25 protein-coding genes and 1 tRNA gene are annotated in these 26,108 nt (G+C 73.6%); 10 read left to right on the top strand and 16 right to left on the bottom strand.

Features of this window, described 5'->3' with window-relative positions; translation table 11 throughout:
• Positions 1-192: 192 nt before the first annotated feature.
• Together OG444_RS39615 and OG444_RS39610 are read right to left on the bottom strand one after the other, a co-directional pair.
• The gene (locus OG444_RS39615) at positions 193-2,457 is read right to left on the bottom strand and encodes a tetratricopeptide repeat protein (protein ID WP_327260083.1); all 2,265 of its coding nucleotides are present in this window, start codon (positions 2,455-2,457) and stop codon (positions 193-195) included.
• A 157-nt stretch (positions 2,458-2,614) separates the two neighbouring features.
• A complete protein-coding gene (locus OG444_RS39610; RefSeq protein ID WP_327260084.1) occupies positions 2,615-2,968 on the bottom strand; it encodes a hypothetical protein in 354 nt (117 codons plus the stop codon).
• A gap of 88 nt (positions 2,969-3,056) precedes the next feature.
• On the opposite strand from OG444_RS39610, the gene OG444_RS39605 reads away from it, so the two are divergent.
• Positions 3,057-3,224: a hypothetical protein gene (locus tag OG444_RS39605; protein ID WP_327260085.1), complete on the top strand. Its 168-nt coding sequence runs from the start codon at positions 3,057-3,059 to the stop codon at positions 3,222-3,224.
• Positions 3,225-3,294: 70 nt separating this feature from the next.
• Here the strand turns inward: OG444_RS39605 and OG444_RS39600 are convergent, their stop codons facing one another.
• Complete coding sequence (locus tag OG444_RS39600) at positions 3,295-3,750, bottom strand: hypothetical protein (protein ID WP_327260086.1); 456 nt, start codon at positions 3,748-3,750, stop codon at positions 3,295-3,297.
• A 484-nt stretch (positions 3,751-4,234) separates the two neighbouring features.
• Here OG444_RS39600 and OG444_RS39595 point away from each other — a divergent pair, with 484 nt between their 5' ends.
• Complete coding sequence (locus tag OG444_RS39595) at positions 4,235-4,576, top strand: HopJ type III effector protein (protein ID WP_327260087.1); 342 nt, start codon at positions 4,235-4,237, stop codon at positions 4,574-4,576.
• Between the two features lie 1,161 nt (positions 4,577-5,737).
• Positions 5,738-6,775, top strand: a complete 1,038-nt coding sequence (locus OG444_RS39590; RefSeq protein WP_327260088.1) for a PP2C family protein-serine/threonine phosphatase — start codon at positions 5,738-5,740, stop codon at positions 6,773-6,775.
• A 25-nt stretch (positions 6,776-6,800) separates the two neighbouring features.
• Here the strand turns inward: OG444_RS39590 and OG444_RS39585 are convergent, their stop codons facing one another.
• Positions 6,801-7,127: a hypothetical protein gene (locus OG444_RS39585; protein WP_327260089.1), complete on the bottom strand. Its 327-nt coding sequence runs from the start codon at positions 7,125-7,127 to the stop codon at positions 6,801-6,803.
• A 75-nt stretch (positions 7,128-7,202) separates the two neighbouring features.
• The gene (locus OG444_RS39580) at positions 7,203-8,936 is read right to left on the bottom strand and encodes a PKD domain-containing protein (protein ID WP_327260090.1); all 1,734 of its coding nucleotides are present in this window, start codon (positions 8,934-8,936) and stop codon (positions 7,203-7,205) included.
• 374 nt (positions 8,937-9,310) lie between these two features.
• On the opposite strand from OG444_RS39580, the gene OG444_RS39575 reads away from it, so the two are divergent.
• Positions 9,311-10,282: a phospholipase gene (locus OG444_RS39575; protein WP_327260091.1), complete on the top strand. Its 972-nt coding sequence runs from the start codon at positions 9,311-9,313 to the stop codon at positions 10,280-10,282.
• 98 nt (positions 10,283-10,380) lie between these two features.
• Here the strand turns inward: OG444_RS39575 and OG444_RS39570 are convergent, their stop codons facing one another.
• The gene (locus OG444_RS39570; RefSeq protein WP_327260092.1) at positions 10,381-11,526 is read right to left on the bottom strand and encodes an epoxide hydrolase family protein; all 1,146 of its coding nucleotides are present in this window, start codon (positions 11,524-11,526) and stop codon (positions 10,381-10,383) included.
• Positions 11,527-11,589: 63 nt separating this feature from the next.
• Here OG444_RS39570 and OG444_RS39565 point away from each other — a divergent pair, with 63 nt between their 5' ends.
• Positions 11,590-12,558: a helix-turn-helix transcriptional regulator gene (locus tag OG444_RS39565; RefSeq protein ID WP_327260093.1), complete on the top strand. Its 969-nt coding sequence runs from the start codon at positions 11,590-11,592 to the stop codon at positions 12,556-12,558.
• Positions 12,559-12,641: 83 nt separating this feature from the next.
• Here the strand turns inward: OG444_RS39565 and OG444_RS39560 are convergent, their stop codons facing one another.
• The 4 genes from OG444_RS39560 to OG444_RS39545 all read right to left on the bottom strand — a co-directional run bounded on the left by OG444_RS39560 (position 12,642) and on the right by OG444_RS39545 (position 17,917).
• On the bottom strand, positions 12,642-13,019 hold the full coding sequence (locus tag OG444_RS39560; protein WP_327260094.1) for a hypothetical protein: 378 nt from the start codon (positions 13,017-13,019) through the stop codon (positions 12,642-12,644).
• Between the two features lie 145 nt (positions 13,020-13,164).
• Complete coding sequence (locus tag OG444_RS39555; protein ID WP_327260095.1) at positions 13,165-13,791, bottom strand: maleylpyruvate isomerase family mycothiol-dependent enzyme; 627 nt, start codon at positions 13,789-13,791, stop codon at positions 13,165-13,167.
• Positions 13,792-13,850: 59 nt separating this feature from the next.
• Complete coding sequence (locus OG444_RS39550; protein WP_327260096.1) at positions 13,851-16,517, bottom strand: DUF7824 domain-containing protein; 2,667 nt, start codon at positions 16,515-16,517, stop codon at positions 13,851-13,853.
• Entirely contained in the window at positions 16,514-17,917 is a 1,404-nt protein-coding gene (locus OG444_RS39545) for an SWIM zinc finger family protein (protein WP_327260097.1), read from the bottom strand. The genes OG444_RS39550 and OG444_RS39545 overlap by 4 nt, the downstream gene beginning before the upstream one ends.
• A 225-nt stretch (positions 17,918-18,142) precedes the next feature.
• On the opposite strand from OG444_RS39545, the gene OG444_RS39540 reads away from it, so the two are divergent.
• Positions 18,143-18,216, top strand: a tRNA-Trp gene (locus OG444_RS39540).
• A 51-nt stretch (positions 18,217-18,267) separates the two neighbouring features.
• Here OG444_RS39540 and OG444_RS39535 read toward each other — a convergent pair.
• The gene (locus OG444_RS39535) at positions 18,268-19,020 is read right to left on the bottom strand and encodes a DUF4328 domain-containing protein (protein ID WP_327260098.1); all 753 of its coding nucleotides are present in this window, start codon (positions 19,018-19,020) and stop codon (positions 18,268-18,270) included.
• A 91-nt stretch (positions 19,021-19,111) separates the two neighbouring features.
• A complete protein-coding gene (locus tag OG444_RS39530) occupies positions 19,112-20,476 on the bottom strand; it encodes an MFS transporter (protein WP_327260099.1) in 1,365 nt (454 codons plus the stop codon).
• A 72-nt stretch (positions 20,477-20,548) separates the two neighbouring features.
• Between OG444_RS39530 and OG444_RS39525 the strand changes: the two genes are divergently transcribed.
• The 4 genes from OG444_RS39525 (at position 20,549) to OG444_RS39510 (ending at position 23,041) form a co-directional block, all read left to right on the top strand.
• The gene (locus OG444_RS39525) at positions 20,549-21,538 is read left to right on the top strand and encodes a GlxA family transcriptional regulator (RefSeq protein WP_327260100.1); all 990 of its coding nucleotides are present in this window, start codon (positions 20,549-20,551) and stop codon (positions 21,536-21,538) included.
• Positions 21,539-21,593: 55 nt separating this feature from the next.
• Positions 21,594-22,079, top strand: a complete 486-nt coding sequence (locus OG444_RS39520; RefSeq protein ID WP_327260101.1) for a hypothetical protein — start codon at positions 21,594-21,596, stop codon at positions 22,077-22,079.
• Positions 22,080-22,224: 145 nt separating this feature from the next.
• Positions 22,225-22,590 (top strand): hypothetical protein, encoded by a 366-nt coding sequence (locus tag OG444_RS39515; protein ID WP_327260102.1) that lies wholly within the window; start codon positions 22,225-22,227, stop codon positions 22,588-22,590.
• Positions 22,591-22,708: 118 nt separating this feature from the next.
• Positions 22,709-23,041 carry a GYD domain-containing protein gene (locus OG444_RS39510; protein ID WP_327260104.1) on the top strand — a complete coding sequence of 111 codons (333 nt, stop codon included), beginning with the start codon at positions 22,709-22,711 and terminating at the stop codon, positions 23,039-23,041.
• Positions 23,042-23,183: 142 nt separating this feature from the next.
• On the opposite strand, the gene OG444_RS39505 is transcribed toward OG444_RS39510, so the two are convergent.
• From OG444_RS39505 to OG444_RS39490, 4 genes are all read right to left on the bottom strand, one after another.
• Positions 23,184-23,501, bottom strand: a complete 318-nt coding sequence (locus OG444_RS39505) for a hypothetical protein (protein WP_327260105.1) — start codon at positions 23,499-23,501, stop codon at positions 23,184-23,186.
• 186 nt (positions 23,502-23,687) lie between these two features.
• Entirely contained in the window at positions 23,688-24,482 is a 795-nt protein-coding gene (locus OG444_RS39500) for a HisA/HisF-related TIM barrel protein (protein ID WP_327260106.1), read from the bottom strand.
• A 142-nt stretch (positions 24,483-24,624) separates the two neighbouring features.
• Entirely contained in the window at positions 24,625-25,161 is a 537-nt protein-coding gene (locus tag OG444_RS39495; RefSeq protein ID WP_327260107.1) for a hypothetical protein, read from the bottom strand.
• Positions 25,158-26,087, bottom strand: coding sequence for a class I SAM-dependent methyltransferase (locus tag OG444_RS39490; protein WP_327260108.1), 930 nt, complete (start codon positions 26,085-26,087; stop codon positions 25,158-25,160). The genes OG444_RS39495 and OG444_RS39490 overlap by 4 nt, the downstream gene beginning before the upstream one ends.
• Positions 26,088-26,108 lie beyond the last annotated feature (21 nt).

Genomic DNA, 26,108 nt, shown 5'->3' with positions numbered 1-26,108 from the left:
CGGAGGCCGGCGGACGCAGCAGCGACCTCCTGCACGACCGCCTCGGCCAGGAGCACCTCGGCGCGGGTGTTGCAGCCGTCGGCCGGGATGTCGCCGGCATTCCCGTACTTGAAGGAGGTGCGCCGGTAGCCGATCCGGGTGTCGGTGGCGAGCTGCAGCGCGGACACCGCGAGACCCCGATCGGATGCAGCTTCATGTCGACTTGGCGTCCCGGTTCCCGCCCCCAGTTTTGATCTCCGCCCGCCACCGGGCAAGGCTCTCTCGGGCGTGCACGGTCTGGGGATGGTCCTCCCCCAGAACCCGCGCCTGGTCGACCAGCAACGCGGCTGTGCTTTCGACCGCCGCCTGCTCATCCCCCGCTTCCCAGAGCCACCATGCAAGGTTGTACCGGGTTGTGAGGGTGGCGGGGTGGTCCGGGCCCAACACCCGCAGCCGATCGGTAAGCAGGTCGGCGAACGCGGCTACGGCACTCGGCGCATCCCCCGCCCGGCCCCGCCACCAAGCGAGGCCGTGGCGGGTAGTGAGGGTGTCGGGGTGGTCGGCGCCAAGCACACGCAGTTGGTCATCGAGCAGTGCGGCGAACGCGGCCACGGCGCCGTCCACGTCCCCCGCCTCACCTCGCCACCGGGCGAGGCCGTGACGGGTGTTGAGGGTGTCGGGATGGTCCGGGCCCAGCACGCGCAGCTGATCCTCGAGCAGTTCGGCGGTGGCGGCCGCGGCTGCGTCCCCCGCCTCGCCTCGCGAGCGCGCCAGGTTGTGACGAGTGGTGAGCGTGTCGGGGTGGTCGGCGCCAAGCACACGCAGTTGGTCATCGAGCAGTGCGGCGAACGCGGCCACGGCTCCTGGCGTATCCCCCGCCCGGCCCCGCCACCGAGCGAGGTGGTAGCGGGCGGCGAGGGTGTCGGGATGGTCCGGGCCGAGAAAGCGGCAAGCGGAGTCGGTGAGGTGTTGGAAGTGGTCGCGGGCGGCGGCGGCCTGTCCGCTCTCGCCGAGGCTTCGGCCGACGCGGTACAGCACAAGGTGTGCGCCGGGCCGGTAGAGGGCGTCCTCAGCGTGGTGGGTGAGGGTGGTGGCGTTGGCACGCAAGGCCTGAGCGAGATTGGTGTCGCGTTCGATGGCGGGCCACACGTCGGTCAGGGCGTCGGCAGCGGTGCGAGCGAACGCGTCCCGCTGGTCGGAGGTGAGAGTGCCACAGACTGCACGCTGGATGAGCTGGTGGACACGGACTGCCTGGTAGGGGGTGTCGGGAGTGTGCTCGACCAGGTGGAGCCGGTGCAAGGCGCGAAGTGCGGCGCCCGCAGCGTCGGCCGTGACCGAGAGCGGGGTGGGTGAGGCGTCGGTGGGGCCGGTGCACGTGCGCTGGGCGCTCAGGTGGTCAAGGAAAGGGGCGCTGGCCAGGAGGGCGCCAGGGATGCCGTTGGGGTCGAGGAAGGCGGCGAACTGGAGCAGAGGACGGGCCAGACCACCGGGGCGGAGGGTGTCGGCGCGGTCCAGGGACAGGGTCAGAGCGGCTGCAACAGTGTATTTCTGGTCATCGGGCAGGGTGTCCGGAGCGGCGTCCGCCAGTGCAGTGGCGCTGTCGGCGAGCAGGGCCCGGTACGCCGCGACCGTCATGCCGGAGTCGACGAGGTAGACAGCGGCCTGGGCCAGGGCCAGCGGCAGATTCCCCAGATCGGCGGCAAGCGCAGCGAGCTGGTCATCGGGTTCGGTGCGGCCGTGGACGGCCATCATCTCGCTCAGGTATGCGACTGCCTCGGCTGGCGTGAACAAGCTGACCTCCATCAGACGACGCCCGTTGCCCGCCAAGGCGGCGTCGCGGCGGCGAGTGGTGACCAGGACGCGCCCGTGCGGGCTGGCCGGGGGCCAGAGGCCGCGCAGGTCCGACGGGTCCGCGACGTCGTCCAGCACCACCAGCCAGCGGCAGGGCCGCACCTCGGGCTTGGGTTCCAGCCAGGCCAGGAACGAGACGGCGGCACCTTCCGCGTCATTGGGGTCGGCTCTGCACAGCTCGACACCCGCCTTCGCGTACCCGGCGACCACCGCCGAGCGGCCGTCGGCACTGACCCACACCAGCACGTCCACCGCGCCGTCCTGCCACGCTGCGTGCGCGTGGTCGGCGGCCAGTTGGGTCTTGCCCACCCCGCCCATGCCGGTCAGGACCCGGCACAGCAGGGCCGTGCCGCCGTCTGCCACCGCCGTGTGCAGGTGTTGCGCTTCGGCGCGGTGCTGGAAGGACCTCGCTCGGGAGGGGATCACGCCGACCTGATGCGGCCAGGCGGCCGGCTCCCGGGGCGTGCATTGCTGCACCATGTTCAGCTTGTCGACGTTCATCTCGCCGATGTAGCCGGTGTTGACGAAGGCGCCCTCGGCGGCGTTCGCATCCCCGGTCCCTGATACCCGTGCCGGAAGGTCGGGGAAACCGCCGGTCCCTGGTGCCGGGCCGCGGTAGCCGGTCACGGCTGTCGCCCCGGATGCGGCCGTGGCATTCCCGGTGCCGGTCACGGCCACCCGGGCATCGGCAGCGTCCGGATCGCTTCGCTCACGCTTGTCTCTCCTGGTCACCCAACCGTCCCCCTGCGGCTTGTGTCGTGCGGGTGCGCTGTGGCCTGGCCGGTCAGCTGTAGTCGATCCCGCTGACGGCGCCGCTGCCGTCGCCGTCGGCGGAGGCGTTCCCGGTCCGGTCCGCATTCGCCGATCCACCGCCCCGACCTGCCGGACGCCTCACCCCGGTAACTGCATGGCCCCCGCCGTCGGCCCGCGCTCGTCCGGTCCGGACGGCCACGTCGTCCGTGCGGCTTCCCGGAGTCTGGAACAGCGCCCATACCAGGGCCGCGATGCCGGCAGCGGCCTGGACGGAGGCCCCGGCCAGTTGCCCCGCGTCGGAGCTGTCCAGCAGCCAGAGCAACGGTGTGGAGAGAATGCCGGCCGTCGCCAGCACGATGACCGTGATCTTCCATCCCTGCGACATACCGGCCTCCCCCGTCGTGACATGCCCCACTGACTGATGGTCCGACACTTCACGGCGTACCGCGAGAGGTTCGTCAGACCGGCGCACCGTGTGCGTCGCGTACTCCGTCGGAACCCTGGGCAAGGCCACCTGCGTGGCACTGTCCCTGCCCGCCCACGAGCAGCACCGCCTCCAGCAGGCCGCGCCGATCCTGGGGGCCCACTCCCCCGGCGTCCTGCCGGCCCTGCTGCTCGCCGAAATGACCTGCGGCCGGTGAGGGGAGACGCTCTGGAACAGGTGGGCAGCGGCGGGCCGGAGACCTGTTCGAGGCTGACCTGCCCGGCCGGTCAGCCTCGTGGCCCCCGGGTCTCCTCCTCGCGACGGAATGCTTCGTCGCAGGACTCGGTGATGCGCCTGGCGACCAGGGTGGCGGTGTTCAGGAGGCCTCCGTTGTGCAGCTCCAGCCGCCAGGGGCCGCTGCTCAGGGCCACTCCCGGGACGGGACCCTCCCGGCGGGCCATGACCTGCCAGCCGCGTGCCTCCAAGGCGGTCTCCAGGGCGGCCAGTCGGGCCTCGTCCGCGGGGCCGTCGCCAGTCCAGTCCGCGATGCAGTCGGCCGTCCCGCCCCCGTCCGAGGTAGGGACCGGGCCTGCAGGGATCCCGGCGGCCGCGGCCGCGGCGGCGAGTTCCGCCGAGACCGCGGCCCGCGAGGGGTCGCGTGCGGCGCGGAGCGCGGTCTTCGACGACGCCGGTTCCCGGATCCAGCCGTCGCCGGCGGGGTACTCCTCGGCCGGGGCCGCCATCAGGGCGACCCCTCCGGCAACGGCTGCGGTCACAAGTGCCGCGGCCGCAGCCCACTTTGCGCCACGGCCCCAGCCCACGGTCCTGCCCATACGTCCCCCACCTCGCGCGATATACCGGAGCGGCATGTTCCGGCGCAGACACAGGCTAGTTCCGGCACTTCGGTGACCATCGACCGGCGTACGTGAGAGCTCCGTGCGGCCTGCCCGCTCCGCAGTTGACGGCCAACGGGACGCTCCGGAGAGGAGCGGGGGCCCTCGAGAGTCCGACCCCGGCCACGCGTGCGGGGCGTCCCGGTACGCCTGGACGGTGCGTGCCCGGACCCAAAGCGGCTCTCGGCGGGGCACACCAGCGCACACATCGTGACCTGCGGAGATGCCGCGCGTTTCGGTATGTGGCGGGATTCCTGCCGGCTGGCTGAAGGGGGGTATCGTCCCCCGGTCACGGACGGCAATCGGAGCGTCTGTTCAACCCAAGGAGTCCGACATGACCGATCTGAACCCGCTGCGGGCAAGCCTGGCGTCAGGTGAACACGAGTTCGCCGACACCTTGGCGTTCGTCACCGCGCATTTCGAATACCAGCCGCAGGCATTCCGCAACGGTGAACAGGAAAACGCGGCAGGTGAGAACGAGGGTTCCTGCAAGACGCTGGCACTGGCCCTGCTGGAAGGACTGAGCGACCAGGAAGCACTGCAGGCGTTCGGCGAGCACTACCGCAGCGTGCTGGCAACGCCGAACGACACCGATCACAGCAACATCCGCAACCTCATGGCCCATGGCCTGGCAGGGGTGCGCTTCGCCGGGCAGCCGTTGACCCGCAAGAGCTGAACAACGACGGCACCGGCAACGGGGCGGTCCCGGCCTTCCCCGCGCGCCCGCCGCCGACCGCCTGCGCCTGCGCCTGCGCCTGCGCCTGACATACGTGCCGATCCGCGGCGCGGCCCGCGAACTCCTCTCGGCTGTCGTCCCCGCCGCGGAATTCCTCTGGAGCCGGGCGTCGGGATGCGCGTGCGATGGAGCGGCCGGCAGGTGGCGGAAGCGTCGCTGACTCCCTGCAGTCCCGGTCGGTACGAGCGTGTCCTCATGCCCGGCGACGAGAAGACGCTTGCGGCGATCGGTGCGATCGCCACGGGTGAGAGCACTGCCCGCCTCTACGTCGCCCCCGCCCCGCCGGGCCGGCCGGAGCGGCTGCATCTGTGTGTTCGCGGAGCTCCCGGTGCTGTGCGCGTCACCGGCTTCCTCGAGACGCACCGGGACCTTCTGGTGCGGCAGACACAGGCCGCCATGCGGTGTGCTGCTGCCGCGTGTGAAAGCGCCGGCGACACAGGAGCCGCGGGCCGGCTGCGGAGCATGGCCGGTGCGTTGCCTGCCGCGAGACGGGCCGCGGACAGGAAGAGCACGGGCCGCAGTGTGCGGACGGTCTCCGGTGGGCTGCCGACGCTCGGGCCTCGTCGCTGAACCCAGGCCTGTCGCCGCCTCGCCGGCCCCCTCGCCGGCCCGCTCGCGGCCGCGGAGCGCCGCGGGGGCTGTGCGGGGCGGCCTGCGGGCCGTGGGCGGCTGCCTGGGGCCGTCGGGCCCGGCGTCGTCGTTCTCCGGGCCGGTACGGACGTTCTCCGGGCCGGTACGCAGCGGACCGGGTGTGCGTGGACGTCGTGGGGCTGGCCGCGGGTCGGATTTCCGCGGTGGGGCCGGAGCCCCGTCCGGGTTCTCGCGCCGGGGCTCCGGTTCCGGGGCGGGCTTCGGGGTTTCCGGTCTGCGGAAACCCCGGGGCTCCGCCCGGGGGCCGGGGGGCGGATGTCAGGCGTTTTGCCTGGTCGGCCTGCCTGCAGGGCTCGATGCGACGGCCGGCGGCCGGGCGGCCCCGCGATCCGGGGCAGGCGGCCGGCTCTGATCGTCAGAGCGCTATGCCCTCATTACGTAGATATTCTGTGAAGTGTGATCGAGTCTGGACGGCCGCGGCTCCGCCGGCGCCCCGGCCCGGGAAGACTTGTGCGGCTGTCGCCGGTCATCCTGACCGTCGTCATCGCCAGCCTGGCCTACGCCACTCCTCCGGAAATGGCCTTCAGCCGTCTCCTGCCCGCAGCGCCGGCCCTCGCCGCCGCCATGTGGCCGGTGCTTCCCACCGTTCTGCTCGGGACGGTCTGCCTCCTTCTGATGATCGGCCTCGGCTTCGTCTTCCCCGATCTGGGGACGTGGTGGACGGCCTCGGGGATCATCGCGGTCACCGTGGCGGCCGCGTACGGAAGCCACGTCCGGCTCCAGCGGGAGCGCACCCTCTTCCAGGTCCGGCTCGTCGCCGACGCGGCGCAGCAGGTGGTGCTCAGCCCCATGCCCCGCCGCTTCGGCAGTATCGAGATCGAGGCGCTGTACCTGGCGGCCGCGGCCGAGGCACGCATCGGCGGGGACTTCTACGAGGTGGTCGACACGCCCTTCGGGGTGCGGCTGCTCATCGGTGACGTGCGGGGCAAGGGCCTGCCGGCGGTGGGGGCGGCCGCGGCGATCGTCAATGCCTTCCGGGAGGCCGCCTACAGCGAGAAGGACATGGTCAACGTCGCGCGCCGGCTGGATGCCAGCAGCACCCGCTACAACGCCGCCTTTCCACCCGAGGGGCCGATGGAGCGGTTCGCCACCGCCCTTCTCGTCGAGATCCCGCACGAGGGGAGACGTATCGGCATCCTCAATTGCGGGCATCCCCCGCCGCTGCTCCTGAACGGCGGGAAGGTCCGTTTCCTGGAGCCCACCAATCCTTCGGCGCTGCTGAGTCTCGCGGAGCTGATCGGCGACCACTACAACGTCGACACCTTCGATTTCGCCCCCGATGACCTGCTGCTTCTCTATACCGACGGGATCGCCGAGACCCGCGCCCGCGACGGCGAGTTCTTCCCGTTGGCGGCCTGGATGCGCCGACAGCCCCCGACACCGCCCCGTGAGCTGCTCACGGCCCTTCACCGCGACCTTCTCGACTACAGCAGAGGAGGTCTCGACGACGACATCGCCGCCCTCGCCGTACGGCTGTGCAGGCCCTGAGCCCTGCCCGGGTCTGCCGTTCGGTTCAGTCTTCGGTGTCCGGCGAAGCAGGTGCGTTCCCGGCGGTGGGGGTGATCCGGGCGGTCCATGACCAGGGCTCCCGGGGCGGATCCCATTTCACCTCGGTCTCGGTGTCGTGGAAGTGGCGCGCGAGTTCCCTCACCATCACCGCCGCCGCGGCCCGTGCTTCCTGCGGTCCGGTGCCGGTGGGCACGTCCAGGCGGCCGCAGAGCATTCCGCCTTCCACGGTGAGGATGCTGGTGCGCCAGCCCTCCGGCGTCGCCAGCAGGACGATCCCCTTCGGAATGCCGAAGACGGGGCGCTTCCTCTTCACCTTCTTGCGTCTGACCATGCCGCCATTCAACGACGGCCGGGCCGGTGGGGGCTTGCAGGGGGCGGCGCGCGCGGGCGGGCCGCCCCCCGGGCATCACTTCGACTGGTAGACGCCGAAGACGTCGAGCACCAGGTCGGCGTCCTGGTAGCCCTGGTTCCAGAAGGTGATGACGCCGTGGTCGCCGTCGCCGGCCTGCACCAGGTTCGGGACGATCGCGCCGGCCGTCCAGTTCAGGGTGGAGGTGCCGGGGCGCGGTGCGGCGGGTGCGGCGCTCTCGCCGGGCGCCGGCAGCGGGTAGGGGCTCGGCTCCACCGAGAGGAACCCGTCTCCGCCGGTCTCGGTGACGGTGGTGTTCAGTACGTACGCCTCGACACCCGTCGCGGCCTCGGGTGTGAACCCCTGCGTGATGTACTCGCGGGCCCGGAACCGGCCGCCGGGCCAGCCGTAGGCCTCTTCGCGGGTGTCGAGCGTGCGGAACGGGGTGAAGGGCAGGAAGGCGGCCTTGCTGTCCTTGCTGTAGTAGCCGACGACGTCGACGACCACGTGGGCCGGCATCCAGGCCCCGTTGAAGACCTTGATCGTCCCGTCCGCGGCCACCGGCACGATCACGGCGTTGGCGACCGTCTGGCCGGTCACGAAGTTCAGGTTCGATGCCGTCGGGACCGGCCCGTCGCCGTAGGCGGTCAGGTGGCCCGTCCCCTGGGGTTCGGTCACCGTGACGTTCAGCGCCACGGCCGTGATGCCCTCGGGCACCCCGTTCAGGCCGCTGATCCGGGTCGTGAACGCGCTGCGTGCGGCGAGTTTGCCCGGGGCGGTGCCGGTGCCGAGGCCCTTACGGGTGTCCACGAACCGGGCGGGCGCCATCGAGGTGTAGCCGGCGGCCTGGGCCCGGGTGAAGTAGCCGGTGACGTCGGCGATCAGGTCGACCGGCTGTCCGCCGCCGTTGTAGAGCTCCACGTACCCGTCCTCGCCGACCGGCACGATCACCAGGTTCGGGACGGACCGGCCGGCCGTGTAGTTCAGGTTGGAGGTGCCCGGGCGGTCGTAGCCGGTGCCGGGCCATGCGGTCACGTAGCCGCTGTCAACGGTCTCGGTGACCGTGACGTTGAGGGCGACGGCGGTGACGCCCGCCGGGACGGAGGCGTTGCCGGCCACCTTGACCCGGGCGGAGCCCTGTCCGGGGACCTTGGCCGCGGGTGCGCCGGTGCCGGTGCCGTAGCGGGTGTCGAGGAGCCGGGTCGGGGTGTGCGGGGTGAAGTCGGAGCCGGGGGTGAGGAAGGCGCCTCCGTTGACGGCCTGGACGGCGTTGGCGGTGTCGGTCACCGTCACCTTGACCTGGTACTCGCCGGACTTGTCGTACGTGTGGGAGTGGTGCAGCTCGGCGGTGCCCTGGGCGGTGAGCGTGTCGGTCTTCCCGTCGCCCCAGTCGATGACGACGCCGAGTGCGAAGTCGGCGCTGGTGATCAGAGTGGTGAGCTCGATGCCGTGTGCGGTGTAGCTGGTGCCGCTGACGTCGACCGCGAGGGTCGGGTTGGCTCCCGCGTCCAGTGCGGCCGGCCCGTCCTGTGCGGCCTGCGCCGTCTGCGGGGCTTGTGCGGCCTGTGCGGTCTGTGGCGCGGCGGTTTTGGCGTTCGCCTTGCCGTTGCCCGCGGCGGTGGCGGCGGGCAGGGCGGTACGGATCGTACGGTCGGCCGGGCTGTGGAAGCCCTTGGAGGTGGATGCCTCGGCTATCGCCTCGGCCACACCGGCCGCGGCGGGTACGGGATCCGCCGCCTGCGCGGTGCCCGGGATGATGCCGAGACCGGCGGCCACGAGGGCAGCGGTCATTACGAGTCGGTGGTTGCGCACCGGCCCCCCAGTTGTGGTGATGAGCGAAGAGGGGCCACCGTATGGAAGGTTCCGGCCAAGGGTCGCGGGGTTCTGTCGGGATTCACTCCATAGGGGCCAAGGCTTTACCGGCTGTGCGGTTTGTGATCGACAGGAAGCCGCCGGAACGGGCCGGGCACGCCCGGCCGGCAGGCGCCGGCCGGCACCTGCGGCCGTGGCGGCCGCCCCGTCGCCGCGGAAGCGGTTTCTCGCCACTCGCGGGCCGCCCGGGGGCGCCCTTCACCGGGTTTCGTTCATCATGCATTCATCGCATGCGGCATGCGATGAATGATGCCGATCGCCCGATTCGGACACCGACATGGCGGGGTGTTTCCTTGACCGCTTACCCACGGATGCTCCTGGCGCTGATCGCGGCCCTGTGCGCCGTCATCGGCGCCACCGCTCTCGGCGCGGCCCCGGCGGCAGCAGCCGATCAGCGTCACCCGGTCTATGCCATCGCGCACCGCGTCGACACCCTGGGCGGCGTGGACGCCGCGCTCGCGCACGGGGCCAACAGCATCGAGATGGACGTCTGCGCCTGGTGGAACCCGAACGAATGGCGGGCCTGGCACGACTGTTCATCGGCCGGTGACAACCGGCTGGGCCCCAGCTTCGACAGCATGATCGACCGCATTCTCGCCCACGCGAATGCAGGACGCCGGCTGGCGCTGGTCTGGCTGGACATCAAGGACCCGAACTACTGCGGGGAGCGGGAGAACCGCGGATGCAGCGTCGCGGGACTGCGTGACAAGGCGCAGCGGCTGACGGCCGCCGGGATCCCGGTGCTCTACGGGTTCTACGAGTACCACGGCGGCAGCGACCCGGACGTCGGCGGCCGGGGGTGGAGGAGTCTGGAGGGCAGGCTCGGCGGTCTGGAGGGGATCACGACGACCGGGACCCGCGACCGGGTCCAGGGTGCCTTCAACCGGTCCGGTCCGGGGTTCCCGGCCGGCCGCCGGGTGATGGACTACGGCGACAGCGACATCACCAAGGGGTTCGGCAACTGCACGGAACCCACGTACTACACGTGCGCGGAGCTGAAGAAGGGCGCCGCGGACCGTGACAGCGGGGCCCTCGCGGCCACCCTGGCCTGGACGACCACGTACAACGATCCGTGGTACGTCGACAAGCTGCTGGGCGACGGGCGGGTGGACGGCATCATCGCGGGCTACGGGGCCTTCACCGGGGTGCGTGACTACGACGGCGGCTGGCAGTGCGCCCATTCCATCGGCCTCGTCCGCGACTGGGTGAACCGCCACGGCGGTACCCATCGGATGGCGGCCGCCGGTGACCGCCTGTTCGGGTAGGGCAGCACGACGATGCCGTGCACCGGCCGGGCCCGTATCCGGTGCACGGTGTCGCGGTCGCGCCCGGCGCCCGCGGGGGCGGGTCCCCGCGGGGGCGGTCAGCCGGTGAGGGTGGCGAAGAAGGCGCGGACGTCGGTGAGGTACGCCTGCGGCTGTTCCAGTGCGAGGAAGTTGCCCCCGTGTTCCAGCTCGCTCCAGTGGGTGATGCGGTGGTCCCGCTCGGCGAACCGGCGGATGGCGACATCGGTGTTCAGGACGACGGCGACGCCGGTGGGGACGGTGCCGCGCGGCTTCGGTGCCCAGGCGCTCGCGTCGTGGCCCGCTTCGTAGTAGAGGTTCGCCGAGGAGCCGGCCGTGCCGCTGAACCAGTAGACGCTGATGTTGGTCAGCAGGCGGTCGCGGCCCACCGCGTCCTCGGGGAGTTCGGCGGCGGGGTCCGTCCATTCCTTGAACTTCTCGGCGATCCAGGCGAGCTGGCCGACCGGCGAGTCGTGCAGGCCGTAGGCGAGGGTCTGCGGGCGGGTGGACTGGATGGCGTTGAAGCCCATCCGGTCCTGCTGGAACTCCTCCAGCCGGGCGAGGCGTTCCTGCTCGGAGGCGGTCAGCCCCTCGCATTCGGCGGGGTCCCCGGAGGGGAAGGTGATCAGGCCGTTGACGTGGATGCCGATGACCCGGTCGGGGGCCCGGCGCCCCATCTCGGCGGCGATCCAGGCTCCGCCGCCCGTTCCCTGGACGCCGTACGAGTCGTGTCCGAGCCGGCTCATCAGCTCGACGAACGCGGCGGCGATGCGGCCGGTGTTCCAGCCGGCCTCGCCGAGCGGGCCGGAGAAGCCGGTGCCCGGCGTGGAGGTCACGACGACGTGGAAGTCCTGCGCCAGCGGCCGGATGACGTCGACGAACTGGACGAACGAGCAGGGCCAGTCGTGCAGCAGGAGCAGCGGGACGGCCGCCGGGTTCTGCGAACGGACGTGGAGGAAGTGGATGTTCTGGCCGTCGATCTCGGTGGTGAACTGGGGGAACTCGTTGAGCTCCGCCTCCGCCTTGCGCCAGTCGAAGCCGTCGGCCCAGTACGCGGCCAGGGCCTTGAGGTAGTCGCCCGGCACGCCCCGGCTCCAGCCGGCGCCGGGGATCTCGCTGCCCCAGCGGGTGCGCCCCAGCCGGTCGCGCAGGTCGTCGAGCTCGGCCTGCGGGATGTCGATGCGGTAGGGGCGGATCCGGGCGTCGGTGTTGCTGCTGGTCTCCATGGGTAGAACGATATTCTCGATATAGGCACGGTGCCTTCCTAATGACACTTCAGGCTGGGCTTCATGCTTGATACTTCCGCGCGTCTGCTGCGTCTGCTGTCCCTGCTGCAAACCGCTCGGTCCTGGCCGGGGTCCGAGCTGGCCGAGCGCCTGGGGGTGAGCGGGCGGACGGTCCGCAACGACATCGACCGGCTGCGTGAGCTCGGTTATCCCGTGGACGCCACGCGCGGCACGACCGGCGGCTACCGGCTGGGCGCCGGGGCGGTGATGCCCCCGCTGCTCCTCGACGACGAGGAGGCCGTCGCGGTGACGATCGCCCTGCACACCGCTGCGCAGGGCACTGTCCCCGGCACCGAGGAGACCTCGCTGCGGGCGCTGGCCAAGCTCGAGCAGGTGCTGCCCTCGCGTCTGCGCAGGCGTGTGCGGGCCTTGCGGGCGTACACGGTGGCCGTGCCCGCCGACCGTCCGGCGCCTGCCGTCTCCGCGGAGGTGCTGACCGTCCTGGTGTCCGCCTGCCGCGACCGGGAACGGCTGCGCTTCGACTACCTGGACCACGCCGGGGCGTCCACCCGCCGCATCGTGGAGCCGTACCGGGCGGTGAACTGGGGACGGCGCTGGTACCTGGTGGCATGGGACGTCGAGCGCGAGGACTGGCGGACCTTCAGGGCCGACCGGATCCGGCCCCGTACCCCGGCCGGGCCGCGCTTCGCCCCGCGCGAGGCGCCCGACGGCGACCTCGCGGCGTACGTCTCCCGGCGGGTGTCGGGCGCCGCGTGGCGCTACCGGGCGCGGGTGACCGTGCACGCTCCGGCGGCGGTGGTGCTGGAGCGGATCAACCCCGCGGTCGGCACGGTCGAGGCGATCGACGCCGACAGCTGTGTCCTGATGACCGGTGCCGACACGGTGCAGACCCTCGCCGTCCATCTGGGCATGCTCGACTGCGACTTCGACGTCACCGGGCCGGAGGAACTGGTCACCCATCTGCGCCTGCTCGCGGAGCGCTGTGCCCGCTCGACGCCGCCGCTCCGCTGAGGCGGCCGAGCCGGGCGCCGGATGCGGGGCCGGGCGCCGGGTGCGGCGTTGCGGCCTCCGGCTCCGGGCGGGCGGGAACGGGCTCAGCCGCGTGCGGCGACGGCCGTCCCGAGGAAGGACCAGCCGTCGGCCTTCGTTTCGCGCCGCTCCCCCGGTTGCCACCCGCGGGCCAGCGCCACGTCGAGCAGGACCCGTACGGTGCCCGGTTCGTGCAGGTTCAGGGCGCCGACGCCGACCTCTCCCACCTCGCCCGATCCCGTGGTGAACCCCGAGACGTACCGGGTGGGACCCTCGTCGAAGACGAAACGCAGCAGGCCGCCGGTGCCCGGCGGCTGAGCGTGCAGGGTGAGGGTTTTGCGGCAGCCGCCGTTCTCCGGCACGTGGTGGCCGTGGCGGACCGTCCACATGTAGGTCCGCCCGTCGGCGACGAGCCGGCGGGGCTTGTTCGAGGAGCGGGGCATACGGCGGAGCGTACGCGGCCCGGCGGGACGGTCCCAGGGATTTCCTTCTCGCCGGGCCGCCACTTCCCGGGCCCCGTTCCCCGGGCCGCCGCTCCCGGGCCGCCGGTCCCCCCGCGGCGCCGTTCCCCGTGGCCGGCCGGTCGCCTCAGCCCCCTTCGGCGAGCGCCGCGACGCCCGGGCCGGTGAGGTCGTCCAGGGCCACCCGGCGGCCCGCCACCGCCATCAGGAGGGAGAGCGCGGGTCCTCTGGCCTCCGGTCCGGAACCGATCGCCAGGTCGGCGTCCTTGGCCGTCAGACGGACGCGCGTCACCAGCTCCTTGGCCCCGCCGAACGACGCGGGGGTCCGTGTCTGCAGCCTGAGTGCCCTGACGACGGCCTCCTGCGGGTAGCGGCGGGTGAGCCCCAGGGGCCGTCGGATGTCCTCACCGTGCACGATCTCCTCGACGAGGCGGCTGTCCAGGGGCGCCGGTGGGGTCGACGTGCGCGGGGCCGCCTCGCGCAGCCGCTGCAGGGTCTCGTGCGGCGTGGCCCCGCGTGCGTGTTCGACGCCGCGGGCGTTCTGCCGGTCGAAGTCGAAGCGCGCCCGGACCAGTCCGGTCACGAAGCCCAGGCGCGTCGTGCGGGCCGTGTCGACCAGATGGGCGACCACGTCGTGCACGGTCCACCCCTCACAGAGCGACGGCTGCCGCCACTGCTCGGGACCCAGGCGCTCCAGGTCCTCGATCAGGGCCGCCCGTTCGGCGTGCACCATCCGCCAGACGTCTTCCACCATGGTTTTCCCTTCGTCGCTCACAGTGTCCGCCGGGCAGGGCCCGGCGGCCCGGACATCCGTCAGTGCGCGGCCGGCGTCTGCGCGTTGCGGTGGAGGGCGTCGCGCAGCCGGGCGGCCTGGGTGACCAGGCGGGACCTGCCGCCGCGGGCCGCGGTGTCGGCGAGCCCGGCCGGCTGGGGGGACGTCGCTGCGCACTGCTCCGCGCATTCGGCGGCCGTCGCCAGGAGGTCTCCGGCGCCGCGCGGATCGGCGGTGCCGGTCAGCAGGGCGGGCAGTGCGGCGGACAGTACGGCCCAGGTGGTCGCGTAGGCGCCCGTCGCGGCGGCGGTGCGCAGCGAGTCGGCGAGCCGGTTGGGCTTGACCGTGCCCAGGCCGATCAGGTCGGCCAGGTCACCGCCGAGGCGTACGGCGTCCAGGTCGCCGCGGGCGGCGAGGGTGAGGAGCGCGTCCACGGCCCGCAGCCGGTCCTCGGGGTGCCGGGCGCCGAGTCCGGTGGCGACCGCCAGGTGCAGGGCCGGGCCGGCGGGCCCGCCGGCCGCGGCGAGCAGGGGCAGCTGTGCGGAGCCTGCGCGCCCTTCGTGGACGGCGTCGGCGATGACGGCCGGCAGGCCCCAGGCGGCGAGGGTCTCCCGGTCCTCGGGGAGCACCGAGAGCAGCAGGGCGGTGTCCCCGCCGCCGTCCCAGCAGCGGTCGTCCGCGGTGCGGGCGCGTGCCAGTTCGTGGAAGGGGGGCGGGAACTCGCGTACCACGGTGGTGCGTTGTGCGGTGTCCATCACGAGGCGTGCGGGTGTCCGGCCGCCCCACCGGTACTGCACCGTGGGCGCGGTGCGGCGGGTGACGGGCACCGGCTGTCCGGCGGCGCCGAGCCAGGCGGCGAGGCGGTCGCCCTCGGGCGTGCCGAGGGCGGCGGCCTGTGGGGCGACGGCCGGGTCCCGGCGGACCCGCAGCAGGGCCTGGGCGAAGTCGGCCGGGGCGGGGTCCTCGCCGAGGCGGCCGTACTCGGCCAGGCGGGCGACCAGTACCCGGGCGTCGAGGGAGCCGGTCTCCACGGTGGGCGTGGCGAGCAGGAAGGGCAGGGGCCGGGTCATGATGCGGTGCGCGGCCTCGCGCACGCGGGCGTGGAGGGCGCTGTGGAGGCCGGTGTGGTGGCAGTCGGCGCGCCAGGACGCGAGCGCCGGCTGTGCCTCGGCCGTCGGCGGCATGTCCATGATGGCGGCGGCGACGTGTTCGAGGCCGGGGAGTTCCTGGGTGTAGTGGCGGGACTGTTCGGGGTCGAGCCACCAGCGGCCCGCCAGGGCGGGACGCAGGGCTTGGGCGAGGGCCGCACGGTCGCGGTGGGAGTGCCGCACCAGTGCGTCGAGGGCGCGCTCGAACTCCTCGACGCCCGCGGTACGGGAGTTGACGACGGCGGCGAGGAGTTCCACGGTCTCGGCGACCGTCCGGGGGGACGGGGCGAGCGGTGCGGGGACGGGGACCGGCGGCAGGATTTCCTCGTAGGGGGCGGTGGCTGCGGCGGGAGCGGCGGCGGCTCCGAGGAGTTCCACGGCGCGGGCCCGGTGGAGCGGGCTCAGCAGCTGTGCCCGGTCGGCGAGTTCGTCGCGCAGTACGGGATCGTCGGTGAGGTGCGCGGCGGCCAGTTTCAGGGCCCGTTCCTGGATGTCGGTGTCCGGGTGCCCGAAGGCCTCGCCGAGCTCCGGCAGCAGCTCGGGGGCGGCGGACGGGTCGCGGGTGAGTTCCCTGCCGATGAGTACGAGTTGTGCGCGGACCAGCTTCTTCTCGGTGCGGAACAGGACGGCGCCCGACATTTCGGCGAGCATGCGGGGGGTCAGGTGGCCGGCCGCCGCGACCCGGGCCAGGGTCTGCTGGGCGGTCCCGGCGACGGCGGAGGGGGCGTCGGCGGCCATCGCGATCCAGTCGGCGGCCCGCTCCCGTTCCTCCTCGGCGGTCGGACGGAGCGCTTCCAGGATCGCCTGGTAGGGCTTCAGGTGGGCGGGCTTGCCGCCGCGCAGCAGTCTCGCGGTGCACCCGTCCAGGAGGGCGGCGCGGTCCAGGCACCCCTCGTCGGCCAGGACGGCCAGTGCGCCGGGCCATTGGTTGTGGTCGGCCGTCTCCCAGCGCCGTTCGAGGGCCCGGACCGGTTCGGCGGTCTCGAACAGCCGTGGGGCGAATGCGGTGATGTGGGGGTCGCGGCGCAGGGCGTCCACGAGCGGTGAGCCGGTGGCTCCCACGGCCGCGGCCCAGCCTTCGACGCAGCCGTCGGTGGTGGGTGTCTCGCAGCCGGCGAGCCGGACGAGTGCGCTGATCAGCGGGTAGTCCTGCTCGGCGGTGGTGGGCCGGTCGGCCAGCCGGTGGGCGAGCTTGCCGAGCCACTGCGGGTCGCGGCCGGAGAGTACGTCGAGCAGGGCGGCGGTGGGCGGCTGCGGCCTCCAGCGGCGCAGGTCGGCGGCGCCGATCCAGGCGGCCGCCGCCGCCGCCCCGGTGGTGCAGGCGGCACCGGCGACCGCCAGGGCCGGGCTCATCAGGTCCCGTTCCCGCCAGCGTTCCCAGCGCGAGGCGCGCAGTTCGCGGCGCAGCTCCTTCAGTTCGGTGAGCAGGACCCTGCGTTCGGCGGGCTCCAGCGGCTGGAGGAGTGCGGGCAGTCGGGCGGTGCGGCCCGCCCGTACGGCTGCGAGGACATCGGCGGTGGTGGCCGCGGGGGCGGGCGTGGCGGTGGCGGTGGCGGTCATCGTGCGGCTCCGGACGGGGCGGGGGTGGTGGTGGGGTGGGCGGCCCGCAGGGCCATGCGGGTGGCGAGTGCGTGCTTGCAGGGGCCGCGGCGGCCCCGGTAGTCGGCCCACCACTGACAGGTGCAGCTGAGTGCGCCACCCGACTCGCGGACCTGGTAGCGGCGTTCGCCGGAAGCCACCACGGCGGTGCCGGGGTGCTCCAGGGTGACCGCGCCCGCCGCCAGCAGGGCGCGGGCGGCGACCAGCCGCGGGTTGTGGCGCTCGGCGCGCCGGGCGTCGTAGGGCAGTTCGCGGTGGAAGTACGCGGCTTCGGCGACGTCGTAGCCGACCCGGCCGGCGGTGCCCAGGCGGGTGAGGGCCGCCCGTACGCGGTCCACGGGCAGCCCCGACTGGCCGGCGAGGTCGGCCGGATCGATACGGGGTTCCCAGGCGAGCAGGACCGAGATCAGTTCGGCGTCCTCGGCGGCCGCGTCGGTGGCGAGGGCCTCCAGGACACCGCCCTCACCGGAGAACCCGCGGCCGGCCTCCGGTGACAGGGTCAGGGTGAGGCGCATCCCGGGCAGGCCCACTTCCCACGCGGAGGCGGTGGGGCCCGCGCCGTCCGGTGCGGGGCCGTACACGCGCAGGCCGGTCGCGTGGCGCAGCACCCGTTGGAAGGCGGCGAGCCGTTCGGGGCCGGGCAGGCAGACCGCGCCGGGCACCGGCCGGGTCGTGGGGCGCAGTGTGCGGCCCGCGGGAACCACCCACAGGGCGCCGCCGGCGGCCCCGCCGCCCGTCGCGGTGCGCGGCAGGGAGCGCAGGAAGCGGGCCGTTTCGGCGGCGCCGAGTTCGGCCCGCAGGTCGAAGCCGGTGGTGACGGCCTGGGATTCGGCGAAGCCGCGCAGCCAGCGCTCGGGGAGCGGGACCTTCTTCTCGACGACAGGTCCGTCCAGGGTGGTCACCGCCATGGCGTCGGGGCCGACGCGCAGGTGCAGCGGGTCGTCACCGCTGAGCCGGGACAGTGCCTCGCGCAGCGGGTTGTTGACGTCGACGTTGGTCGTGCCGTGGCCCGTGTCGGCGCCGCGCAGGCCGTCGGGCAGCACGTCGAGCCGGGCGTACACCCCGCAGCAGCCGGAGAACGACTCGAAGCGCAGCCGGTCGCCGTTGCCGGTGACCACCGGGTCGAGGGAGGCGCGCAGGGTGCGCTGGTAGTAGCGGGCCGCGGCCACGTCCGCGACGGCGAGCAGGGCCCGTGCGGCCGCCTGAGGTGCGCTCAGGAACCCGGCGAAGAACTGGGGGTGGGCATCGGCGCCGGTCGGGGTCAGGCCTGACGCCGTCTCCAGGTTGAGGGCCTGGCCCGCGTCTGCGGCGGTCAGGGAGGAGGGGCGTGCGTAGGCGAAGGTGTGTGCGGTCCGCGTCATGTCGCAGAAGCTAGGCGGAGCCACTGACAACGCCGTGCGCCCGCGTGGCTGACGCGGTGAACTTCCTTGGCGCGGGCGGGCCGCGAACCGGGCGCGGCCGCCGGGGTGTCGGTGCCGCCGGGTGGCGTGCGTGCCATATGCGGAGCGTGGTCCTGCACGGAAAGGATCCTGGAGGAGTTCTCCGCTGTCGCCTGCGGAGCTGCGCCGTTACCATCCCGGGTGGGCGAGCCGTAGCGCAGAGGTCGACGCGCGCGGTCTCCAAAACCGCGAGGACGCCGGTTCGAATCCGGTCGGCTCCGCCTCTTGCCGTGCGGTGGCCGGCGTTCCTCCTGCGGATGATCCGGCCGGTGTCAGAGTCCTCCCTGGACCGCTGCGGCGGCGGGTCCCTGTGCGGCCCTGGCGTGCTGCATGGCCGTCAGTCTGCGGACGAACAGTACGGCGAGGACGGCGGCCACGAGGTCGAAGGCGTCACCGGCCAGCATCGTCAGGGCTGCGTCGCGCACGGCCTCGGCGCTCTCGGCACTGCTGTAGGCCCGGCCGCCGTACCACCCCAGGAGCTTGGACAGCACGAAGAGGCCCCACCAGAGGTTGACCAGGGTCAACGGGAAGCGGCGGTAGCCTCCGTCGGCTGCGGAGGGCGTGCTCGACCCCCAGGTGGTGACGGCGATCCGGTACGGGAGCCAGAGGTTGGCGAACGGGATGAACCAGGCGCCGATGGCCCAGCCCGTCTTGAGTTTGTCCGCACCCGGGGCGAAGGCCTCGGCGTTCGTGCGCACCCGGTGGAACCAGATGATGAAGACGATGCCCGTCACGATCACGGCATTGCCGTGGACCGTGCCGACGAGGCCGGTCAGCCTGGTGCCGCGGTCCAGCTCGGCGTCGCTCACCGCGGCGGAATCGGCCAGCATCCGTTCCATGAGCGAGTGGAGGTTCCAGTCGGCGTACAGGGTGCAGGCGTCGGAGGCGATGACCAGCGCGAAGAGCACGGTCAGCGCGGTGGCCAGGCCCACGGGCGCGCGCAGCCGTCCGCCCCTCGCGTCGGGCACGGCGTACGGGCCCTGTGCCGGGGGCGGGGCCGGTGGAGTGGCCGGAGTTGCGGGCATGCTGAGGAACCCCCACGGGTGCGGAACATGAAGAGGCGCGCGCCGGACGGGGCGGGCCGAGGAGGAACCTACGTCAGCAGGTCCGCCCCCGTCACACCCGTTGTTCCGGGCCGGCGGTGCGGCGGAGGGTGCGGATCGCGGGGATCGCGCACAGTGCGGCGCTGCCCGCCAGGCAGGCGCCCGCCGACACCAGCAGCAGCCGGCCCGGGGAGGCCAGTGCGGTGGCCGGTCCCGCCAGTATCTGGCCCAGCGCGATCCCGGAGACCGATCCGGCGAGCTCGTACGCGGTGACCCGGTTGAGGAGGGCGGGCGGGGTGTGGGTCTGGACGCTGGTCGCCCACATCACCGACCAGAACGCCATGGCGCCGCCGCCGAGTACGTGGCCCGCCAGCAGCGCCGGCAGGCCGGCGTCCAGCGCGATGCAGAGCGGCAGTGCGGTGTAGAGCGCCATGGCCACGGTGCCGGCGGCCAGCGGGCGGGCGGGGCGCAGGGGCAGTGCCAGCAGGCCGCCGAGCACCGTTCCGGCGCCGAGGCAGGAGACCGCGAGGCCGTAGGCGTCCGGGCCGAGGCGGGCGCCGATCAGTGCCGAGCCGAGCGGTACCAGGGGGCCGAAGACCAGCACGCCGTAGCCCATCCAGATGAGGATGACCGCCCACATCCAGGTGCGGGCGCGGAATGCCTGCCAGCCCTGGCGCAGGTCGCGGCGGAGCGAACCGGTGGTGCGGGCGCGGGAGTCGGCGTCGGCCGCGGCGGGCGCGTCGGCGGGCTCGGTGGGCTCGGCGGGCTCGGCGGGCTCGGCGGGCTCGGCGGCGGTCGCGTCGACGGTGGGCTCGGCGGGCTCGGCGGGGGTGAGGCGGATGAGGGTCAGGCACAGGCCGCTGAGCAGGAAGGTGCCGGCGTCGATCGCGTACACGGTGCCGGCGCTGGTCAGGGTGATCAGCAGGCCAGCCAGGGCGGGGCCGAGCAGGTGGGCGAGCGCGTCGGCCACCTTGAGGGTGGCGTTGGCCCGTTGCGGCTCGCGGGCGACCAGCGGGACCATCCCGTTCGCGCCCGGCAGGAACATGGCGACGGCCGCACCGGCCAGTGCCGCCATGGTCACCAGCAGCCAGAACGGCGGGGTCCCGGCGAAGAAGGCAGCGGCCAGGATCCCCTGGGTGAGTACCCGTACGAGGTCCGCGCAGACCATCATCCGGCGGGCGCCGAACCGGTCGGCGAGGACCCCGCCGAAGAGGACGAGGAGGACGAACGTCCCGGTCCAGGTACCGAGGACGACGCCGACGCCGGAGATCCCGTACAGGGCGCCGACGGCGAGTGCGGCGGCGACCGGCATCATCGCGTCGCCGAGGAGCGAGACCGCGCGGGCGGTGAAGTAGAGGGTGAAGCGGCGGTCCCACAACGGGGGCCGGGTGGCCAGTGGATCGGGCCGGCGGCCGGTCGGGGTCTGAGTGGCGGTCACACCACCGATATTGGACTGGACCAATCCCCCGTCCCCAGTGTCCTGAACGACATGATGGGGTACTTTCCCGCCATGACGCCGCGTTCGCTGCCCACGTCCCCGGCGCTGCACAGGGTCGTGGCCCTGCTTCAGCCCCCGCAGTCGTCGTTCCCGCTGGCCTGTGCGGCCGAGGTGTTCGGCGACCACGGCCCGGAGATCCCCGCCCGCTACGCGTTCGGGGTCTGCACCGAGCACCCCGGCCCGGTGCGCACCCGGTCCGGCTACGACATGCTGGTCACCGCGGGCCTGGACGCGTTGGAGGGTGCGGACACGGTGCTGGTGCCCGGCTGGCAGCAGCCGGCCGGCACCGAGGTGCCGGGGGCGGTGGTCGCGGCGGTCCGCCGGGCCCACCGGCGCGGCGCCCGGATCGTCGGCATCTGCTCGGGCGCCTTCGTGCTCGCCGCCGCCGGACTGCTGGACGGCCGGCGGGCCACCACCCACTGGGCGCAGGCCGCCGGACTGGCCGCCCGGTTCCCGCGGGTGCGGGTGGACCCCGCGGTGCTCTACGTCGACCACGGCGACGTCTCCACCAGCGCCGGGTCCGCGGCCGGCGTGGATCTGTGCCTGCACCTGGTGGGTGTCGACCAGGGCGCCGCGTACGCGATGCGGATCGCCCGGCGGATGGTGATGCCGCCGCACCGCGAGGGCTGCCAGCTGCAGTACGCCGAACTGCCCACCTCCGGACCGGTGACCGACTCGCTGGCCCCGCTGCTGGAGTGGCTGGGCGGGCGGCTCGACCAGCCGGTCAGTGTCGCCGAGATGGCGGTCCGCTCGCAGGTCTCGGCCCGCACGCTGACCCGGCGCTTCACCGAGCAGCTGGGCATCAGTCCCGGACGCTGGCTGCTGGACCGCAGGATCGCCGCGGCCCGGGCGCTGCTGGAGGAGACGGACCTGCCCGTGGAGACCATCGCGCGCAGGGTCGGTCTGTCCTCGGCGGTCAATCTGCGCCGGCGCTTCCACGAGGCCGTGCGCACCACACCGGCCGCCTACCGGCGTGCCTTTCGCGCGGAGCGGGCCGGGTAGCGGGCCGGGTGGCGCGGCGGCGGTCCGGCCGGACCCGCGTGCGAGGATCCCCACCATGGATCATGAAGCCGTGTGGACGTCCGGAGCTGCGGGGCGGCCCTGCGCCGGGCCCGAGGAGGTCGTGCGCATGGTGCGCGATGCCGCCCGTGCGGAGCCGGGCGGGCGTGTCGAGGTGCTGGTCGTCTCGTGCGAGCTGTGCGGCAGCGGGGCGGACGGGTTCGAGGTCGCCAAGGGCGAGTGTTTCTGCGTGGGTTGCTGCATACCGGTCGGCATCACGGACGGGGACGTGTACCCGGCGGCGTACCCGTGGACGCTCGCGCCGTCCGGGGTCCCGCTGCCGCCCGCCTCGCCGGGGCCGGGCTTCGAGCCGTCGGACCTGCCCGAATGCCCCGCAGGGGACGGCGTGTTCCAGGTCGCGGTCGCGCTCTCGTTCGCGCAGGACGGGGCGGTACGGAGCATCTCGGTCGGCCTGAGGTGCCCGCAGGACGGCGCGCTGTGCCTGTACGTCGACAACGCGCACGTGGTTGCGGCCGCGGCCTGACCGGCGCACGGGCGCACGGGCTCGCGGGCTCGCGGACTGGCTGACTGGCGGACTGGCGGACTGGCGGACTGGCGCGACCGGTAGTCGTGCGGGTTGCCCGGCGCCGATACCGGCGGGCTCCCCCGGTCCCTGTCAGGATGGGCCCGTGACCGAACCTGATGCGTTGGCGGGCTCGTGGTACCGGGGGAAGGGGTCCGCCCTCTCCCTCTGGTCGAAGGACTCGGTGTTGTCGATCGGCTCCGTGGGGTCGGTCCTGTCGATCGGCTCGGTGGGGTCGGTGCTGTCCGTCGGATCCGTGGGCAGCGCGCTCTGCGCCGCGTCCATCGGGTCCTCGCTGTCCATGCTGTCCGCCGCTTCCTGGCTGAGCACGGGCTCGGTGCTGTCGGCGCAGTCCCGCTGGTCGGTGTTGTCCTGGCGCTCGCGCAACGGCTTCATGGCGGCCGGCGTCGTGGCCGCGGCGGCCGCCGCCGGACTCGCGCTGCACCTCAGGGAGCACCGCGGCGGCCGTTAGGCCGTCGGTTGTGGGCCGTGGCGGTTGTCGTGCCCAGCTGTTCGGGGGACTCCGGGGGCTCCCCCGCTCCTGTGCGGCCCGCCGCGGGCACCTCTCGACCAAACGAGAGAGGGACACGATGCCGCTCTATCTATCGAGGTTCAGCTACACGCCCCAGACCTGGGCGCGGCTGATCGGTCATCCGGAGGACCGGGCGGAGGCCGCCCGGTCCTACATCGAGTCGGTCGGCGGGAAGCTCCACGGCTTCTGGTACGCCTTCGGCACCCACGACGGCTACAACCTGTGGGAGGCCCCCGACAACGTCTCGATGGCCGCCGTCTCGCTGGCGATCAGCGGAGGCGGTGCGCTCAGTTCGTTCGAGACGACCGTGCTCCTCACCGTCGAGGAGACCCTGGACGCCCTGCGCAGCGCCGGGCAGATCGGCTACCGGCCCCCCGGCGAGCCGGGGTGACCGGGGCCCCGGGGCGAGCGGCCTGCCCTGACGGGGGCTGATGGGTCCGGGCCGCCGGACGGCGGGGCACGGGAAGGGGGCCGCCGCCCCGTCCGGGGCGGCGGCCCCCTTCCCTGCCTGCATCCGTGTCCGGTAGCGGGGGCTAATTGCCGATGTTGCCGGTCCACTGGCCGGCAGCCCGCATCAGGGCCTCGTTGCTCATGATCTGGGTTCCGGGCAGGCTCGCCATGCCGATGTCCCCGGCCGGGGCCGCGCCGTTGTGGGAGCCGACCGTGTTGTCGCGGCCGGCGTTGAAGACGTCGTCGCCGGCCACCTGGCTCAAGTCACCGAAGACGATCGAGTACGTGTTGGTCACCGGTGCGTAGACGGTGAAGGCGTCGTCGGCGGAGGCGGCGGACGCGCCCGCCAGGATGATGCCACCGGCGGCGAGAGCGGTCAGGGCGCAACGGATCGATCGCACGAGTACTGCCTTTCGCGGAGGGGTGTGGGAGCAGTGCGAAGGTAGGCCGCTTCGCGCGCCGAGACCCCGTACCCGCCGCCGTACGGCCCGAGTCCATCCGTACGGCGCAGCCTCCCGGGCGGGGTCCGCTGGGGGGTATCTGGTCGATCAGGCCGAGCCCTGCGTGATCGACCAGATACCCCCTAGCTAGGGGCCGGTGGCCACGCAGGCGAGTGCCTGGGCGAGGGTGAAGGCCCCCGAGTACAGGGCGCGGCCGATGAGGGCGCCGTCGACTCCGTGCGGGGCCAGCGCGGCGACCGTGCGCAGATCGTCGAGGGTGGCGATGCCTCCGGCGGCCAGTACGCCGCCGGTGGTGCGGCGGCACACCTCGGCGACGAGTTCGAGGTTGGGGGTGGAGAGGCTGCCCTCCCGGCTGACGTCGGTGACCACGTAGCGGGTGCAGCCGGCCTCGTCGAGAACGGTGAGCGCCTTCCACAGGTCGCCGGCGTCCGTGCCCCGGCCCGGCCCGGCCAGGCGCGGGCCGTGACCGGTCAGGTGGACGGGCAGGCTGACGCCGATCCGCCTGCCGTGCCGGGCGATGGCCTCGGCGCACCAGGGGAGGTCGGTCAGCGCGCTGCGGCCGAGGTTGAGGCGGGCGCATCCGGTGGCGAGGACCCGTTCGAGGGTGGCCGTGTCGTGGACGCCGGACCGGCACATGAGCTGGACGTCGATGGTGAGGGCCTCGATGATGCGGCGGGCCTGCGGGAGGTCGAAGCCCCCGTCGTCCTCTTCGGCCATCACCAGGTGCAGCCAGGTGGCTCCCTGGTCCTGGAAGGCCAGCGCGGCCGCGACCGGATCGCTGCGGTCGGGTTCCGGCACCTGGCCGTCCCCGACCAGGTGCACCACCCGGCCGCCGGCCACGTGCACCGAGGGGAACAACTCGAACCCGGTACCGGTACCGGCCTGCTGTACTGCGACCGCGTCCTTCGAAAGGCGCGACATCCCACCACCGTCCCTCTCGTACGTCCAGCCGGGAACCCCCGCCTGCTCCGCCCGCACCGTAGGAGCACGCGGGCCGGGCGTATACGGCGCGAACCCGCCACCGCGGCCCGGCCGGTGGCCCGCCCGTCCGCGCGGGGGCGGGTCATCGTTGCGGGGCGGCGTACCAGCGGCGGTGCACGAGCGGTTCGACGCACAGGACGGCAGCGCCCGCGGCCGCGCCGACCAGGAGTGCGGGCGCGCCGCCGCCGGAGGCGAGGGTTCCGGCGCAGGCGGCGGCCAGGACGAGCGGGCGCAGCAGGGTCAGGGGGCCGAGGCCGGCCACCAGGGCCAGGGTGCTGGCGCGGAACGGCAGCACGAGGTACGCGGCGAGCGACAGCAGGACGGCCGTGGTGTAGCAGGCGAGGGGGACGAGGAATCCGATGGCGCCCTCGGCGAGTGCCGCGTACGTCCGGTCGCGGTCGGCGGCGGCCAGCAGGACGGCGCCGGCCGTGAGCACGGGGGCGAGCAGCAGGCCGGCTCCGACGGCCAGGCCGCGCAGGGTCGCCCGTACGACGGCGCGGTGCTTGCGGATCCTGGCGTCCCGCCCGGCGTGGGCGCGGAAGCCGCTGAAGGCCGAGTCGACCAGGCCGAGCGCGGTGAGGGTCACGGCCAGGGCCGGTGCCGCGTCCTGCGGGGTCACCGCGCCGCTCCGGCGAGGTGTTCGGGGCCCACGAGGCGGCGTGCGGAGCGGCCCATGGCCCGGCGCAGCGGTGCCTCCAGCTCGGGCCGGATCCCGATGACGGGGCGCAGGGTGGTGCAGAACGGGTTGGCCAGACCCCGGGGTTCGTAGAGCAGCGGCCGCATCCCCGGCGCGGCCGCCGCCTGCAGCAGGGTCTCGTCGGTGTGTGCCCGGCGGGCCGAGGCGACACCGTCGTGGCGGCCGAGCGGGTGGCGCATCCGTGACCGGTGGAACACCCAGGCCCCGATGGGCGCGAGCCGGGTGGCGGCGATGTCGAAGTGGCAGAAGGCGAGGGCGGGCGAGGCGGCCTGGGCCCGGAAGAACCCGGCGAGGTCGGGGCCGCGGAAATGGTGCAGCACACCGGTGGACACGTACACGGTGGCGGCCTCCGGCAGGTCGAAGGCGTTGCCGTGGACGAAGCGGCAGTCCAGGCCCTCGGCGCGGGCCAGCCGGGCGGCCTCGCCGACGAGGGCGGCGTCCAGGTCCACGCCGACGAGTTCGACGTCCGGGCCGAGCGAGTGGTGGGCGGCGAGCCAGCGCACGGCGTATCCGAGGCCGGAACCGACGTCGACCAGGCGCAGCCGGCCGGTGGCTGTCGCGCGGACGGCTTCGAAGACCGGGCCGAGGATGTGGACGAGCCGCTTCCCGAGGCGCAGTTCCTCGCTGAGCCGCTGCAGTTCGGTGTGCACGCCGATCATGAGGCGGTCCACGGCGTGGGGGTCGAGCACGTCGTGCCGGTCGGCGGGCAGCCGGGCGACGATGCGGGCGGCGTGCCGGTCGCCGGCCTCGCGGAGGCGGTGCACCACCTCGGCCCTGCGCACGGGCAGGCGCGCTCCGGTGCGCGGGTCCGTGGCGGTGATCAGGTCGGATATCTCGAGGTGCGGCACGATCGTGAACCCTAACCGCTG

This window comes from Streptomyces sp. NBC_01232 (assembly GCF_035989885.1).
Classification (GTDB): domain Bacteria; phylum Actinomycetota; class Actinomycetes; order Streptomycetales; family Streptomycetaceae; genus Streptomyces.
Note: the sequence above shows the minus strand (reverse complement) of the source record. Positions and strands in the feature narration are given on the sequence as shown.